15 protein-coding genes and 2 pseudogenes are annotated in these 15,451 nt (G+C 59.8%); 13 read left to right on the forward strand and 4 right to left on the reverse strand.

The genetic code is table 11. The features are described 5' to 3' along the window. Positions 1-22: 22 nt before the first annotated feature. Positions 23-412 carry a winged helix-turn-helix transcriptional regulator gene (locus AB4O11_RS23500; protein WP_093431515.1) on the reverse strand — a complete coding sequence of 130 codons (390 nt, stop codon included), beginning with the start codon at positions 410-412 and terminating at the stop codon, positions 23-25. A gap of 112 nt (positions 413-524) precedes the next feature. Between AB4O11_RS23500 and namA the strand changes: the two genes are divergently transcribed. Next, a complete protein-coding gene (namA, locus tag AB4O11_RS23505) occupies positions 525-1,565 on the forward strand; it encodes an NADPH dehydrogenase NamA (protein WP_257355143.1) in 1,041 nt (346 codons plus the stop codon). Positions 1,566-1,605: 40 nt separating this feature from the next. Beyond that, complete coding sequence (locus AB4O11_RS23510) at positions 1,606-1,989, forward strand: nuclear transport factor 2 family protein (protein WP_093431509.1); 384 nt, start codon at positions 1,606-1,608, stop codon at positions 1,987-1,989. Positions 1,990-2,112: 123 nt separating this feature from the next. On the opposite strand, the pseudogene AB4O11_RS23515 reads toward AB4O11_RS23510, so the two are convergent. Then, positions 2,113-2,238: pseudogene (locus tag AB4O11_RS23515) on the reverse strand (zinc-binding dehydrogenase); the annotation flags it as partial. Here AB4O11_RS23515 and AB4O11_RS23520 point away from each other — a divergent pair. Then, positions 2,233-2,544, forward strand: a pseudogene (locus AB4O11_RS23520) (LysR substrate-binding domain-containing protein); the annotation flags it as partial. The pseudogenes AB4O11_RS23515 and AB4O11_RS23520 overlap by 6 nt on opposite strands. A 170-nt stretch (positions 2,545-2,714) precedes the next feature. Continuing rightward, positions 2,715-3,176, forward strand: coding sequence for a hypothetical protein (locus tag AB4O11_RS23525; RefSeq protein WP_099759175.1), 462 nt, complete (start codon positions 2,715-2,717; stop codon positions 3,174-3,176). A 16-nt stretch (positions 3,177-3,192) separates the two neighbouring features. Here AB4O11_RS23525 and AB4O11_RS23530 read toward each other — a convergent pair whose 3' ends face one another. Then, entirely contained in the window at positions 3,193-4,437 is a 1,245-nt protein-coding gene (locus AB4O11_RS23530; protein WP_460128809.1) for an MFS transporter, read from the reverse strand. Positions 4,438-4,667: 230 nt separating this feature from the next. Here AB4O11_RS23530 and AB4O11_RS23535 point away from each other — a divergent pair, with 230 nt between their 5' ends. The 5 genes from AB4O11_RS23535 to AB4O11_RS23555 all read left to right on the forward strand — a co-directional run bounded on the left by AB4O11_RS23535 (position 4,668) and on the right by AB4O11_RS23555 (position 10,772). After that, positions 4,668-5,600 (forward strand): AraC family transcriptional regulator, encoded by a 933-nt coding sequence (locus tag AB4O11_RS23535; protein ID WP_460128811.1) that lies wholly within the window; start codon positions 4,668-4,670, stop codon positions 5,598-5,600. 77 nt (positions 5,601-5,677) lie between these two features. Next, positions 5,678-6,133: a (2Fe-2S)-binding protein gene (locus tag AB4O11_RS23540; protein ID WP_460128812.1), complete on the forward strand. Its 456-nt coding sequence runs from the start codon at positions 5,678-5,680 to the stop codon at positions 6,131-6,133. Next, positions 6,133-8,385, forward strand: a complete 2,253-nt coding sequence (locus tag AB4O11_RS23545) for a xanthine dehydrogenase family protein molybdopterin-binding subunit (protein WP_460128814.1) — start codon at positions 6,133-6,135, stop codon at positions 8,383-8,385. The genes AB4O11_RS23540 and AB4O11_RS23545 overlap by 1 nt, the downstream gene beginning before the upstream one ends. A gap of 17 nt (positions 8,386-8,402) precedes the next feature. Beyond that, positions 8,403-9,755 carry a c-type cytochrome gene (locus tag AB4O11_RS23550; RefSeq protein WP_460128816.1) on the forward strand — a complete coding sequence of 451 codons (1,353 nt, stop codon included), beginning with the start codon at positions 8,403-8,405 and terminating at the stop codon, positions 9,753-9,755. Between the two features lie 12 nt (positions 9,756-9,767). Continuing rightward, positions 9,768-10,772: an XdhC family protein gene (locus tag AB4O11_RS23555; RefSeq protein WP_460128818.1), complete on the forward strand. Its 1,005-nt coding sequence runs from the start codon at positions 9,768-9,770 to the stop codon at positions 10,770-10,772. 9 nt (positions 10,773-10,781) lie between these two features. On the opposite strand, the gene AB4O11_RS23560 is transcribed toward AB4O11_RS23555, so the two are convergent. After that, positions 10,782-11,369 carry a TetR/AcrR family transcriptional regulator gene (locus AB4O11_RS23560; protein ID WP_176471314.1) on the reverse strand — a complete coding sequence of 196 codons (588 nt, stop codon included), beginning with the start codon at positions 11,367-11,369 and terminating at the stop codon, positions 10,782-10,784. Between the two features lie 223 nt (positions 11,370-11,592). On the opposite strand from AB4O11_RS23560, the gene AB4O11_RS23565 reads away from it, so the two are divergent. The 4 genes from AB4O11_RS23565 (at position 11,593) to AB4O11_RS23580 (ending at position 15,436) form a co-directional block, all read left to right on the forward strand. Further along, positions 11,593-12,381, forward strand: a complete 789-nt coding sequence (locus AB4O11_RS23565) for an SDR family NAD(P)-dependent oxidoreductase (RefSeq protein ID WP_034154110.1) — start codon at positions 11,593-11,595, stop codon at positions 12,379-12,381. Between the two features lie 107 nt (positions 12,382-12,488). After that, positions 12,489-13,487, forward strand: a complete 999-nt coding sequence (locus tag AB4O11_RS23570; protein ID WP_460128821.1) for an NADP-dependent oxidoreductase — start codon at positions 12,489-12,491, stop codon at positions 13,485-13,487. Positions 13,488-13,605: 118 nt separating this feature from the next. After that, a complete protein-coding gene (locus AB4O11_RS23575; RefSeq protein WP_099759180.1) occupies positions 13,606-14,418 on the forward strand; it encodes a DUF1206 domain-containing protein in 813 nt (270 codons plus the stop codon). Between the two features lie 115 nt (positions 14,419-14,533). Further along, positions 14,534-15,436, forward strand: coding sequence for a bestrophin family protein (locus AB4O11_RS23580; protein ID WP_460128823.1), 903 nt, complete (start codon positions 14,534-14,536; stop codon positions 15,434-15,436). The last annotated feature ends 15 nt before the right edge of the window (positions 15,437-15,451 follow it).

Genomic DNA, 15,451 nt, shown 5'->3' on the forward strand with positions numbered 1-15,451 from the left:
CACCTCTCAACATCGGCGTGATTCAAGCCAGAGATTCCAACTTGTCGTCACAGACGGCAGAGCGCCTGAGTTCCAGGATCGTGCGTTCATGCACTGCTCCCCACTCTCGCATCGCACTCACCAATGGCGCGAGTGAGTCACCTAACGCTGTAAGCGAATACTCCACTTTGGGTGGCACCTCGCGATAGATTTCGCGATGAATCACCCCGTCAGTCTCCAGCTCTCTCAGCTGGAGTGTCAGCATCCTCTGCGTGATATCTGGAATCAGCCGACGTAGCTCGTTAAAGCGCTTCGTGCCTGACATCAGGTGAAAAAGTATGAGCGATTTCCATTTTCCACCAATGACATCAACAGTGAAGGCGACGGGACACGCGAAAGCCTCAATCTCATCCTGAGGGTTACATTTTTTCACTGTTATCACCTTGGTATAAAAAGTGTGCCTACCGCACAAAATTGTGCGTACTTACGTCGATGTGCTGCAAAAGTTAGCATGATTCCATGTTCACCACGATGGAATCTGCCAGATGAGTTTGTTGTTATCACCCTATGAAATTAAGGGCCTCACCCTGAAAAACCGGGTCGTCATGTCCCCTATGTGCATGCACATGGCGGCGGATGATGGCTTCGTGACTGACTGGCACCGCGTTCATTACGGAGCTCGTGCCCTGGGTCAGGCAGCACTGATTTTTCCCGAAACGCTGGCCATTCAGGCTGACGGTCGTATTGGAGCCGGTGACCTTGGCATCTGGAGCGATGAGCACGTTGTCGGCTTGAAGGCGCTAACAGAATTGCTTCACGGCTTTGGTGCAAAGGCCGGCGCTCAGATCGGCCATGCGGGGCGCAACGCTGACCTGCCCGGTCTGATTCACATCGCGCCATCGGCGATTCCATTTACGCAAACCAGCCCCGTTCCTCGCGAACTCGCGGCTGATGAGATTCCGTCTTTGGTAAAGCTTTACGGCGATGCCGCACGTCGCGCCAGCGAAGCTGGCTTCGATGTGCTTGAGATCCATGCCGCGCACGGCTACTTGTTAAGTGAGTTTCTCTCGCCGTTGGCTAACACCCGCGACGACGAATATGGCGGTGATGCCAAGCGTCGCTATCGCTTCTTGCAAGAGGTGCTGGAAGAGGTCAAAACGCATTGGGGAGATCGCCCTCTGTTCGTGCGCATCTCCAGCTCTGATTACGCCGAAGGCGGAAACACGCCCGAGTCGTTCCTCGAATATGGTCGCTGGATGAAAGCTCAGGGCGTTGACTTGATCGACTGCAGTTCCGGCGGGGTCAAGATGGTCAAGGTCGAGACCTACCCGGGTTACCAGGTGCCGGCCGCTGAATTACTGCGTAAGGAATTGCATATTGCGACAGGCGCTGTGGGGGTTATCCAGAGTGGGCGTCAGGCTGAAGAAATCTTGCAGAACGGCCGAGCTGATCTGGTGTTTGTCGGGCGGCAAATGCTCCGAGACCCATTCTGGGTTCGCACCGCTGCAGATGATCTTAAGGAAATCATCGAGATTCCTACCGCCTACACACGTTATGGATCTGTCTGGCTTGATACGAAAGCCTGATGCCTTTGTTGCACTAATCCTATGAAGCAGGAGCAAGCACATGAGCAAACCGACTTACGTTGAAGAATACCAAGCCATCACCGAGGTGCTTAACCAGTACATTGAGGGCTGCAAGCAGGCCAAAAGCAGCATCATGAAGCCGGCTTTCAGTGAGCAAGCGACCATGTTCAGCGTCGATGGAGACGGTAAGCTGGCGGGCGGCGCAATTTCAATCCTGTTCAACGGGATCGACAAGGGTTTCCGCCCTTCTCCTGACGCACCAGCAGCTATCGTCCGCGTCGAAGTCGTCGGTACGGCGGCTAGTGCTCGCATCGACGCCAACGACATGTCAGGCATCTCTTTCACCGACTTTTTTCATCTGCTGAAAGTTGATGGCAAGTGGACTGTGATCAGCAAGATTTTTCAAACGCATGGAGCAGCTTGATGACTAGTGCCGTCCGGCGGTTTAGTGTTCGACTCTCCCTGCTCACGCGTTGACATTAGAATCTGCGGGCAAATCTGCTGCGATGAGCGAGAAAAAAGGCGCCAAATTGGCGCCTTTACGTTATTAAGCGACTTTGATCACAACCTTTCCAAATGCTCCCCTCGCGAGATGCTCGTAAGCTTCTCGTGCTGTCTCGAATGGATAAACCTGATCGATCACGGGACGGATCTTGTGCTCGTTGAGCCCTGGCATTTTTCGGTGAAAGGTCAGGATCGATCCTTTGTGCCTGACGCTGGCATCACCGTGACCGAGTCGAATGCGTACGTTCAGTGTGGCGTGTCGGGCTTCGGAATAATTCAGGCACCCGGGATCGCCGTGGCCAAGCATTTGGAAAGTCGCGGTTTGGTGGAAATTCTAAAGCCTTATCGGCCAGCCCCTCGCCCGGTGTCGTTGCTATACCCGAGCCGGACTCATCTGGCGCCCCAGGTTCAAGCCTTTATCGAGTGGCTGCAAGAGCGATTTCTGCAGCTTCATTCTGACTGGCTGGAACTCTAGCGATCGAGCTGTGTAAACGGTGGTTAAGGGGCGGAACCGGTCCTTCGCGAACGTCGGTTCTTACCCAACTCACATAACACCCTTATGTAACCCGAAAACACGCCGATACCGTGCTGCAGCAAGGAAGCACCGCAGCAGCACTTACTTCATGGACGGCAGGAACCCGATCAATGTTGGAACACCTCTGGCGCAGCATCCATTCCCCGGACTACTTCCCCAACGTACTGGACTGGATGCTCCATATTCTCCTCAGCCCGTTCATGGTGATCATGTGCCTGATGGTCGGGGCGCTGGCCGGCAAATGGTGGAGAGCACTGCCCTACGGCAGTCTGACTTGTTATGTGGTCTTTCTGAGCCGGTCTTCTTTCTATCGCTGGGAAAGCATTTTCCCCCTAGCCGGCCTGCCTGCGCTGGCGATAGATGGCGCACTGCTTGCGCTGCTTGGTTTTTATTTGAAAGGCCTACTCAGAGCCCGCGCAGACGCAAAACCCGAAGGCCATTGGCTGCGCAGGCTTTATCAAGGCCTTAAGGTCGTCATGCTGACAGTCATGGTGTTGTTCTGGGGGCTCGTCGTGCTGTTTGTCGTGGTCTTCACTGTCTCGGTCGCGACCCAACCGTCATTGGTGCACTGAGCCGCTTCCTGCGTGATCAGACAAATCGGGACTCAGGAGCGCCGGAAACAGCGCTCGAATGAGCTGTCGGTTCGACAAGATGAACTTCCGTGGCATTGCGCCCCGCCAGCCAGGCCAGCACTGAGGCGACAACCAACACCGCGGCGCTAAGCTCGAACGTAGCTTTATAACCACTCAGATCGAAAGCCAGACCTCCAATGATTGCGCCTCCTGCGATCGCCAGTTGAACAATCGCCACGAGCAAGCCGCCTCCAGCCTCCGCATCATCCGGCAGCGTTTGCGCCAGCCATGTCCACCAGCCGACCGGCGCGGCCGTCGCCACCAGTCCCCAGAGTCCGAGCAACATGGCGGTCAGCACTGGTGATTTGCCGAAGCTGACCAACGCCAGCGCGATGGCCGCCATGATCAGCGGGATGATGGTCAGCGTGCGATAGAGGCCGCGACCCATAAACCTTTCAATCAGAAAGGTGCCGATAAAACCGGCCAGTCCCAGCCCCAGCAACATCAAGGACAACGTAGAAACGCTGACGCCCGTCACGCCTTCAAGAAAGGGACGCAGATAGGTGAACAGCATGAACTGGCCCATGAAAAAGACGCTGACGGCGACCATGCCCAAGGCCACTGGCAATTGCTTCATCAGCCGCAGGACGTTGCCGCTACCGGCCTGGCGCTCGGCCTTGAACGACGGAAGGCTGATCAGCAGCCAGACGGCGGCCAGCACTGCGACCGGAACCACACAGAAGAATGCCCCACGCCAGCCGATCAGCGAACCGAGAAAGCTCCCCGCCGGAGCGGCTATCACCGTGGCCAAGGCGTTACCGCCATTGACGATGGCCAGCGCTCGCGAAACCTGTTCAGGCTTCACCAGACGCATCGCAGTCGCCGCCGACAGAGACCAGAAACCACCAATCGCGATCCCGATCAACGCACGTCCGAACATGAATGACGGGTAACCCGGTGCGACCGCGACGACCGTACCGGAGACGATCATCAGCAAGGTCAGGCCCAGCAGCAGCTTCTTGCGTTCGACGCGCGCGGCGACCGAGGCAATCAACAGACTGGTGATCAAGGCAAAGGCACCGGACACGGAAATCCCTTGCCCGGCCCGGCCTTCGGTGATGTGCAGGTCGGCCGCAATCGGCGTCAGCAGGCTGACCGGCATGAACTCTGAAGCGACCAAAGCGAATGCGGCCAGCGACATGGCCAGCACGGCGCTCCAGCCGCCTGTTCTTTTAGAAGGATCTGTAGAAGGAAACGTCATGGGAACTACCTGTGGTGCAAAAAAACGTGTGGATGTGATGCGCAGGGGCAAGCAGTTAATCGCCCTTGCGGGCACTGCCCCTGTAACAGATAGACACATTCTCCCGGTCAATCCGGCCCTTCCCTAGCGCATTCCTCTTGAATGCTTGCCTGATCCTCTGGCGATGCAGGGTGATGGATAGGAAACGTCTCGCGCGCGGATTAGAGTTCGGTCAACAGGAGTGACCCGACATGATCCCTACCCCTCTTCCCCAGGAATCGCCATTGGCGTTGCACATTGACCCGCGCGTGAGCGCGCCGGGTGACTTCGCCACAGCCATACCCGGGCTGTCGCTGTTTCGTCGCGACCAGCCGGCGCCGCCCGTGGTGTGCATGATCGAACCCAGCCTGATTCTCGTCGGTCGCGGCGAAAAGCGCTTGTGGGTCGGTGGTGAGGGCTACAGCTATGACCCTTCGCGGTTTCTGGTGACGTCGCTGGACCTGCCCGCCAACTCTGAAGTGATGATCGCCAGTCCCCAACAGCCTTGTGTCGGCCTCGTGCTGAAACTGGATGTCGGCATGCTCGCTGAGGTCATTACCAAGAGCGGCTTGCCGGCCAAGCGGCAGCCAGCAACGGGCACGGGCGCCGCGATTGGCAGCCTGTCGTCCGCGCTGGAGGGCGCGCTTGATCGCCTGCTGGCATTGCTCGATGAACCCGAGGCGATCCCGGTGCTGGCGCCACTGATTCTGCGCGAAATCCACTATCGCTTGCTGCACACCGACCAAGGCGCACGGCTGCGGCAGATCACGGCCGTCGACGGTCAGGGTTATCGCATCGCCAAAGCGATTGACTGGCTCAAGCTCAACTACGCAGATGCCCTGCGCATCGACGATCTGGCCGCGCGGGTGCAGATGAGTGCGCCGACCTTTCACCATCATTTCCGCCAGCTCACCGGCATGAGTCCGCTGCAGTACCAGAAATGGCTGCGGCTCAACGAGGCCCGCCGTCTGATGCTGGTAGAGCGCCTCGACGTTTCGCGGGCGGCGTTTGCGGTCGGCTATGAAAGTCCTTCGCAGTTCAGCCGCGAATATGCCCGGCTGTTCGGCACCGCGCCGAGTCGTGACATCGCCCTTTTGCGCGGGCAGCCATTCGAGGCAGAAGCGCTCGGCACAGTCGCGAATTGAACGAACACCGGTGATGCGCCTCGCCGCGCGTCTCCGCTCATAACAATGCACGTCAACCGATGATCAGCGGGTGAATCATGGAACTACGAATCAACCAGAAGACCTATCAGGTCGATGCCGACGCCGATACGCCCTTGCTCTGGGTGATCCGCGATGATTTGGGCATGACCGGGACCAAGTACGGCTGCGGACTGGCGCAATGTGGCGCCTGCTCGGTGCTGGTGGATGGCAACGTCGTGCGCTCGTGCGTCACGCCGGTGGCCGGTGTGGTCGGCCGCGAGGTCACCACGATTGAGGCGATCGAAAGCGATGACGTGGGCAAACGGGTGGTCTCGACCTGGGTCGATATGCAGGTCGCGCAGTGCGGCTACTGCCAGTCCGGCCAGGTGATGGCCGCCACTGCGCTGCTCAAACAAAACCCTAAACCAAGTGACGCGCAGATCGAGGCAGCGATGGTCAATCTGTGCCGCTGCGGAACGTACAACGCCATTCATGCCGCCGTGCATGAGCTGGCCGGCAAGGGAGACGCGTGATGAACGTTCGTATCGACCCTTCACTGCAAGCCTCAGCACTGAATCTGCACGAACCGATCAATGTTTCGCGCAGACGTTTTCTCACCGGTACCGCCGTCGGCGCTCTGGTCCTCGGCTTCGGCATGCCGCTGGGTGCGACGCGCGTGCAAGCTGCCGTTGCAGCGGCGACGGCTGAGCGCGGCACGCAGGTGCCGGCGTTTCTCGAAATCCGTCCGGACAACCGCGTGCGCCTGCTCTGCCCGTTCATGGAAGGCGGACAAGGCACGTTCACGGCGATGGCGCAAATCGTCGGTGAAGAGCTGGATGCCGATCCGTCGACCTTTCTGGTCGAGGCCGCCCCGCCCGGCGAAGCCTATGTGGTGTTAGAAAACGGCATGCGCATCACTGGTGGCAGCATGTCGGTGCGCATGAGTTACCCGGTGATGCGCCGCCTCGGCGCCCTTGCCCGCGCCATGTTATTGCAGGCGGGCGCGCAGCAACTTGGCGTGCCGGTAAGTGAATTGACCACCGAGCCAGGCAAAGTCGTGCACGCCAAGTCGGGCCGCTCGCTGGCTTACGGTGAACTGGCCGAGCGCGCGATGGATCTGCCGGTTCCCGATCCGGCCTCCGTGACGCTGCGTGATCCGAGCCAGTTCCGCTGGATCGGCAAACCGGTGAAGCGCCTCGATGCTTACGACAAGTCCACCGGCAAGGCGCTGTACAGCATCGATCTGAAGGTCGACGACATGCTCCATGCCGCCGTGCAACATGCCCCGCGCCTGGGCATGACCGTGGGCAACCTGCGCAACGAAGAGCAGGTCAAGGCGATGAAAGGCGTGCATTCCGTGCATCGTCTGCCGGGTGCCGTGGCGGTGGTCGCCGAGCGCTGGTGGCACGCCAAACGTGCCGTCGAGGCGATTCAGGTTGACTGGCAAGAGCCAACGGCCGACAGCAAAGTGCGGCCGATGCCCGCTGACTTTTCCAGCGATGCCTGGTTCAAGCGCCTCGCTGAAGATAAAAGCCCGGCCAAAGATGATGAAAACGAAGGCGACGTGGCGGCGATTCTCAAGGAGACCAAGACCCGGATTGACGCCACTTACCACAACCAATACCTGAACCACGGCCAACTGGAGCCGCCTTCAGCACTGGCGCGATTCAACCCGGACGGTTCGCTGGAAGTCTGGTTGCCGAATCAGGCGCCGGACATGTTCCGCGCCGACATCGCTAAACGCACTGGCCTTGATCCGTCGCGCATCACCTTGCATTCGCCGCTGCTGGGTGGCTTCTTCGGTCGGCATTTTCTCTACGACTCGGCCAGTCCCTATCCGCAGGCGATCGCGCTGGCGAAAGCGGTCGGCCGCCCGGTCAAACTGATCTGGAGTCGCGAGGAAGAATTTCTGCGTGACGTGCTTCGTCCCGTTGCCGCAGTGAATTTCCGTGCCGCACTGGACAGCGACGGCTGGCCGCTGGCAATCGAAGCGATCAGTGCCACCGAAGGCCCGACCGAAGCCCTTGCCGGCAAGCAAGGTGAAAAGCTCGATCCGACGGCGCTTGAAGGTTTGTCGGGCAAGTCCTACGCAATCGCCAACAAACGCATCGCGCAGATCTACGTCAAAGGCCCGGCGATGCTCGGTTACTGGCGTTCGGTGGGTAACTCACTGAACGACTTCTTCTATGAATCGTTCCTCGACGAACTGGCCGACAAGGGCGGCAAAGACCCGTTCGATTTGCGCCTGCATCTGTTACGCGACAACAAGCGCTTGACCACTCTGCTGCAAGCAGTGGGTGAACTGTCCGGTGGCTGGAAGCGCGGGCCGTTTACCGCCGAGGATGGCAGCAAACGTGCGCGCGGCGTGGCCATGGCTTCGCCGTTCGGTACCGAGACGGCGGTGATCGCCGAGGTGTCCATCGAGAACGGTCAGGTCAAGGTGCACGACATCTGGCAGGCGATCGATCCGGGCAGCATCGTCAACCCGGCGATTGTCGAAGCGCAGGTCAATGGCGCCGTGGCGCTGGGGCTGTCGCAAACCCTGGTGGAAGAAGCCGTGTGGATTGATGGCAAACCCCGGGCGCGCAATTACGACTTGTATCCGATCCTGCCGCCTGCGCGGATGGCCCGGGTTCACGTGCGGGTGGTCGAGAGTGGAGAAAAAATGGGTGGCATCGGTGAACCGCCGCTCCCTGCGGTCGCGCCCGCCGTCGCTAACGCGGTGGCAAGGCTAACCGGTCAGCGGGTGCGCAGCCTGCCCATGAGCCGACACACCTTCACTTGATCAGCGCCGGAGCGTCCATGAATAACAGCCGATTCGCAAGAACCGCTGGCTGGCTGGCAGTGCCGTGCCTGGTCGCGGCAGGCCTGCTGGCCTGGTATGTCACCCGCGAGCCTGTCTCGCGCCTGGAAAACCATCAGATCGCCGTGGCCGACATCGACCCGGCACTGGTCGCCCGTGGCGAATACGTCGCCCGGCTCAGCGATTGCGTGGCCTGCCACAGCGTGCCGGGCGGCGCGCCGTTCGCTGGCGGTCTGGAAATGGCCACACCGCTGGGCTCAATCCATGCGACCAATATCACCCCGGACACGGAAACCGGCATCGGCCACTACAGCCTGGCAGACTTCGACCGGGCGGTGCGCCACGGCGTGGCGCCCGACAGTCGCCGTCTGTACCCGGCGATGCCCTACCCGTCCTACGCCAAGCTCAGTGATGACGATGTGCGTGCGCTGTATGCGTTCTTCATGAAAGGCGTGGCGCCCGTGAAACAGGCGAACATCCCCAGCGCGATTCCGTTTCCGCTGAACCTGCGCTGGCCGATTGCGCTGTGGAATGGCGTGTTTGTCGACGCCGAGCCTTATGCGGCCAAACCTTCGCAGGATGAACAGTGGAACCGTGGCGCTTACCTCGTTCAAGGCGCCGGACATTGCGGCAGTTGCCACACGCCGCGCGGTTTGGCGTTCAACGAGAAGGCACTGGATGAGGCCGGCAAGCCGTATCTCGCTGGTGCGTTGCTCGATGGCTGGTACGCACCGAGCCTGCGTGATGATCACAACACTGGGCTGGGCCGCTGGAGCGAACCGGAGATCGTCCAGTTCCTCAAGACCGGTCGCAACAAACATGCGGTGGTCTACGGCTCAATGACCGAAGCATTCAACAACTCCACGCAGTTCATGAGCGATGACGATCTGACCGCGATTGCCCACTATCTGAAGTCCTTGCCTGGCGACCGCCAGCGCGATGGCGAGCCTTGGCAGTATCAAGCGGTTTCGGCGGCGCAACGTCTGGACTCGCCCGGTGCTCATACCTACGTGACGCGCTGTGCTTCCTGCCATGGTCTGGACGGCAAGGGCCAGCCCGAATGGATGCCGCCGCTGGCCGGCGCGACTTCTGCACTGGCCAAGGAAAGCGCCTCGGCGATCAACATCACTCTGAATGGTTCGCAACGCGTGGTGGCGGCCGGCGTGCCGGATGCCTACCGCATGCCGGCCTTCCGCGAACAGTTGTCGGATCAGCAGATCGCCGAAGTGCTGACCTTCATGCGCAGCACCTGGGGCAACCAAAGCACTGCGGTTGATGCGCAGACGGTGGGCAAACTGCGTGAACACACCGATCCGGCCAGCAGCAGCCCGATCATTCTGCAGATGCGCTAAGAGGAGACACTGATGGAAAGCATCGACTTGCTGGTCCTGCGCACAGCGCGGGACTGGCTTGCCGCAGGCGAGCGTGTGTTGCTCGCCACGGTGGCGCGCACCTGGGGCTCTTCACCGCGTCCGACCGGTTCGATGATGGCTTTGCGTGACGACGGTCGCGTGGTGGGCAGCGTGTCCGGCGGCTGCATCGAGGACGATCTGATCCATCGCTATACCACGGCCCATGGCGGCAGCGCTTTCAGTGGCAGCACGCCAGAAGTGGTGCGTTATGGCGTCAGCGCCGATGAAGCGCATCGCTTTGGCTTGCCGTGCGGTGGCACGCTTGAACTGATTCTTGAGTTCAACCCGGCGTGGCAGTCGCTCGATGAACTGCTGACGCAACTGGACGCCGGGCAACTGGTTCGCCGTCGCCTGGCGTTGGAGTCCGGTGAGGTGATGCTCGAACCGACTGCCAGGCCGGAACAGTTCAGCTTCGATGGCGTGCAGATGCTCAACACCTTGGGGCCGGGCTATCGAATGCTGATGATCGGTGCCGGCGCGCTGGCCGAATATCTAGCCACCATGGCTTTGTTCAACGGTTTCAAGGTGGCAGTGTGCGATCCGCGTCCCGAGTACATCGAGACTTGGGCGGTAGACGGTGTGGAGCGCATTGTCGGCATGCCGGACGACGTGGTCCGCGACTTCGCGGTCGATCTGCGCACCTGCATCGTCGCCTTGAGTCATGACCCCAAACTCGACGATCTGGCCTTGCTCGAAGCGCTCCACGGCCCGGCGTTCTATATCGGCGCCATCGGCTCGCGGCGCAACAGCCAGCTGCGTCGCGAACGCCTGATCGAGCATTTTGGCGAGACCGAGGCGTCACTTGAGCGGCTGCACGGGCCGATCGGCCTGTACATTGGCAGCAAGACGCCTGCGGAAATCGCCGTCAGCGTGATGGCTGAGATTCTTGCGGCGAAGAATGGCGCTCAGCTGCCGCAAGCATTTTCCATCGTCAGGGCCAAAGCGCTCGCCGAATGAGCCGCGCTGCTACTCTGCGACGGCGTTTTCGGTCGGCAACGAAGCGAGCATTTCTGCGCGGCATACCTCAAGAATCTCGTCTGCCAGCGCGGAATCATCCGGGCAGGCACGCGACAGGATAATCGCGCCGACGGCCCGCGACAGCAGGTCAATCATCTTCTTGCGCCCCTCACCCGCCTCGGCATCCGGCCCGCTCGGGTATTTCTCGCCCAGGGTTTGCAGGGTGTGCTCAATGCCCTCGGCAAACGTCGCTTTCACCTCATCCGACTGGCGCGCCGCGTCGCCGCCCAACGCGGCCATGGTGCAACCGTCGCCGCGTCCGTCGCGATGTTCTCTGTTCACATAGACGTTGATGAAGCCCGGAACATCCAATGCTTGGGCGGCTGTCAGCGATTTGGCCAGACTGCACGCCGAGGCTTCGGCCATCAGGTCGGCCTTCGACCCGAAATGTTTGTAGAAACCACCATGGGTAAAACCGGCGGCCGCCATGAGGTCCGCCACGCCGACGCCGTCAAAGCCGCGCTCACGGAACAGCTCTGAAGCGGTTTCAACGATGTGTTCTCGATTGGCCTGCGCCTGGGCCTTGGTCACTCTCACGTGCAATACCTCGTGTTTCCGGGGAAATCCTGCGTCCGATGATACATAGATGTTGGCCATAATCAAAACCGTTGACAGTTTAGATTTAGATCATCATCCTAATTGCTCGCAACAACGAATTTCATCAACGGGCACGGAACAACATCAATCGCCGCTGGCTGAATCAAGCATCAGCGCAAGCTGAGCGCGTTCTGTTTCTCACACCCTCAAAGAGAGATAAACCATGAGCACTCGCCCTACTGTTCTGATCACTGGCGCCTCCACCGGCATCGGCGCGGTCTACGCCGAACGCTTCGCGCAACGCGGCCACGACCTGGTACTGGTCGCCCGTGATCAGGCGCGCCTGGATGCACTGGCTGCGCGCTTGCGCAGCGAACACGACGTCGCCGTCGATGTGATCCCGGCGGACCTGACCCAACCGGGCGATCTGACCACTGTTGAAAACCGCCTGCGCGACGATGCCCGTATCGGCGTCCTCGTCAATAACGCCGGCGCGGCGCTGTCTGGCCATTTCGTCGAGCAAAGCACCGATAAAGTGGCGCAACTGGTCGCCCTCAACACCACCGCACTGGTGCGGCTTGCGAGCGCCATCGCTCCACGCCTGGCCAAGGCCGGTGACGGTGCGATCATCAACATCGGTTCGGTGGTGGGCCTCGCACCGGAGTTCGGCATGACGGTCTACGGCGCGACCAAGGCTTTTGTGCTGTTCCTGTCTCAGGGTCTGAGCCTGGAACTGTCGCCTCAGGGCGTCTACGTGCAGGCCGTGTTGCCGGCCGCCACACGCACGGAGATCTGGGATCGTTCCGGCGTCGACATCAACACTTTGAGCGAAATCATGGAGGTGGGTGATCTGGTGGATGCTGCGCTCGTCGGCTTCGATCGTCGCGAACCAGTGACCATTCCGCCGCTGCACGAAGCAGAGCGCTGGGATGCCCTGCAGGGCGCACGGCTGGGCCTGATCGGGCAAATCCGCCAATCTGAGGTTGCCCAGCGCTACCAGACGCCAGAGTGATCTTCAGCTAGCGAGCATGCTCGGCGCATTCGATGCAGTCACAAGGCGCTGCATCGAATCCGCAACGCACCGACTACCATCCGTACACCGACAAGAGCCGCCCTCCGATGAAAGCATTTTTGATTGATCGCTATGGCAAGCACACCGGGCGCATGGGCGAAACGCCCGTCCCGGCAGTGGGTCCTCACGACGTCTTGATCGAGGTCCATGCCAGCAGCGTCAACGTACTGGACTCGAAGATCAGCACCGGCGAATTCAAGTTGATCCTGCCCTACGCGTTTCCATTGATTCTGGGCAACGATCTGGCAGGCGTGGTGACTGAAGTCGGCACGCAAGTGACACGCTTCAAACCGGGAGACGAGGTGTACGCTCGCCCGCCGGAAGCACGAATCGGTACCTTCGCCGAGTTGATCGCCGTGAACGAAAACGCGATTGCCCTGAAACCGGCCAATATCGACATGGCACAGGCTGCTTCCCTGCCCTTGGTGGCACTGACTGCCTGGCAAGTGCTGGTCGACACCGCCCAGCTGAAAAAAGGCCGGAAAGTACTGATTCACGCCGGTTCCGGCGGCGTCGGCACCGTCGCCATTCAGCTTGCCAAACACCTCGGTGCCTTTGTCGCCACAACCACCAGCACCGCGAATGTCGAATGGGTCAAGGCGCTAGGGGCTGACGTGGTGATCGATTACAAACAGCAGAACTTCGAGAATGTCTTGCACGGCTACGACGTGGTGTTGAACAGCCTCGGTTCTGATGTCCTGGAGAAGTCAATCAAGGTACTCAAACCCGGCGGACAGCTCATTTCCATTTCCGGGCCGCCGACTGCGCAATTCGCACAGGAGCAAGGTTTGTCCTGGCCCTTGCAGCAGGTCATGCGCTTGCTGAGCTTCGCCATTCGGCGCAAGGCCCGCAAGCGTGACGTCAATTACGCGTTCGTGTTCATGCGCGCCAACGGCGTCCAACTGCAACAAATCAGCTCGCTGGTTGAGGCAGGCATCATCAAACCGGTGATTGATCGAACGTTCCCCTTTGAATCAACGGCCGAGGCGTTGAGTTACGTCGAGCAGGGCCGCGCGAAGGGCAAGGTCGTCGTTTTGATCAAGTGAAGATTCCGGCTATTGCTGAATTATCCGTAGAAACCAGCTCACTGCGTTCTTCGACAGGTCATAGAACCCCTCCCGGCAAGAAGGGTCTGCTCTCTTATAACCTCTCAGGAATACCCCCATGTCCGCGCAACGCAACCTTGTCCTCCTCGCTCGGGGAGGCTATGCCGCCCGAGGAATGCTTTATCTGATCATCGGTATCTTTGCGTTGCTGGCAGCCCAGGATTCGACTAAACCGAAGGACAGCCACAAGAGTCTGGAAGCCTTGCTGGCTCAGCCATTCGGCTATTTTCTGGTTGGACTTGTCGTGGCGGGACTGCTCGCATTTGCCGCCTGGCGTGTTCTGCAGGCAACGCGTGATGTCGATCATCACGGCACAAAACTCAAAGGTCTGGTGATTCGCACAGGGCTGTTTGTGGGAGGTCTGGTGAACGGTGCTCTGGCGTTCTTTGCATTGGGCCTGCTCATCAGCGGGATTAAAAGCTCGGGCAATTCCGCAGGACAAACCAAAGACTGGCTGGCGCATCTTCTGTCCTGGGAACATTCGAACTGGCTGGTGTACCTGATCGCCCTCGTGCCGCTCGGTGTAGGCATTGCTCACATCATCAAGGGCTGGAAAGCGTCGTTCGAGAAGTATTTCGAGGCCGACGAAGAGGTCATGCGCTACGTCCGCCCGGTCTCGCGGTTTGGTCTGATCGCGCGCGGCGTCGTATTTATCGAGATCGCATTGCTGCTGGCAATCAGCGGCTCTACCTATCAAGCCATGGATCCACCGGGTATGAAAGAAGCGCTCGATGCACTGCAGAATCTACCCGCTGGCTGGCTGATCTTGATGGTAATAGCCTTGGGGCTGATGGCGTTCTCGGTCTACAGTCTGTCGGAAGCTTGCTGGCGCAAGATCAATATGGATGTGCCAGGCGTATCGAGCACATAGCGTGTAACGTCTTTGCCGATGATCACCCGGGCGCTGCATCGGTGAGCGAACCTTTCCCCGAAAACAACGTCCGAGCTAAAGCGTTAACGCTTACCGCTCGCCACGAGGTTTCCGTTTGAAAGCTGCCATCGTCAGAAAATACCGATTGATCATCAAAACGCTGGGCTACGTCGGCTGGTCCTTGTTCTGGCTGTTGCTCTGGGACATCGCTGTCACTGTCGACTTCATGTTGTTTCTCAACACCAAGCTGAATTTACCCCTCATGCCCCTGACTTTATTGGGTTCGGCGTTGATTGTGTTGATCAGTTTCCGCAACAGCAGCGCCTACAACCGCTGGTGGGAAGCAAGGACGCTGTGGGGGGCGATGATCAACAACTCGCGCAGTTTCGCCCGGCAGGTGCTGACGTTGCTGGATGACGCTGACAACGAGGTCAATCCGGTCAAGTCGACTCTATTACGCCGCCACGTCGCCTATGTGAATTGCCTCGCAGCGCATCTGCAAGGCCAGCCTTGCCCTGAGGAAGTCCGCGCGTTTATTCCCGCCGAGGAGTTCGCCCGCAGCGGCACCACCAATAACTTTGCCAACGATATCCTCACCGGCTCGGCGACTTTGCTCGCGCGGGAATACAAGGCCGGGCGCCTCGACAGCATTCGCCTGGCGCGGCTGGAATCGACGCTGGTGGACCTGTCCAACAGCCAGGGTGGCATGGAGCGGATTGCCAATACGCCGCTGCCCTACCCTTATGTGTATTTTCCGCGGCTGTTTATTTCGCTGTTCTGCCTGATCGTACCGATCGGACTAGTGGAATCCCTGGGCTGGTTCACGCCGCTGGCGTCGACCGTGGTGGGCTTTATGCTGCTGGCCATCGAGCGCATCGGCACCGATCTGCAAAGCCCGTTTCGCCACAGCGAGCATCAGATTCAGATGGAAGCGCTGTGCGAAACCATCGAGAAGAACCTGCAGTCGATGCAGCGTGACTCCCTGGGTGACGTGCGCAGGCTTGCAGAGAACGCTTGAGGTGCAGCAATCGGG

Source organism: Pseudomonas sp. H1_D05 (assembly GCF_054682705.1).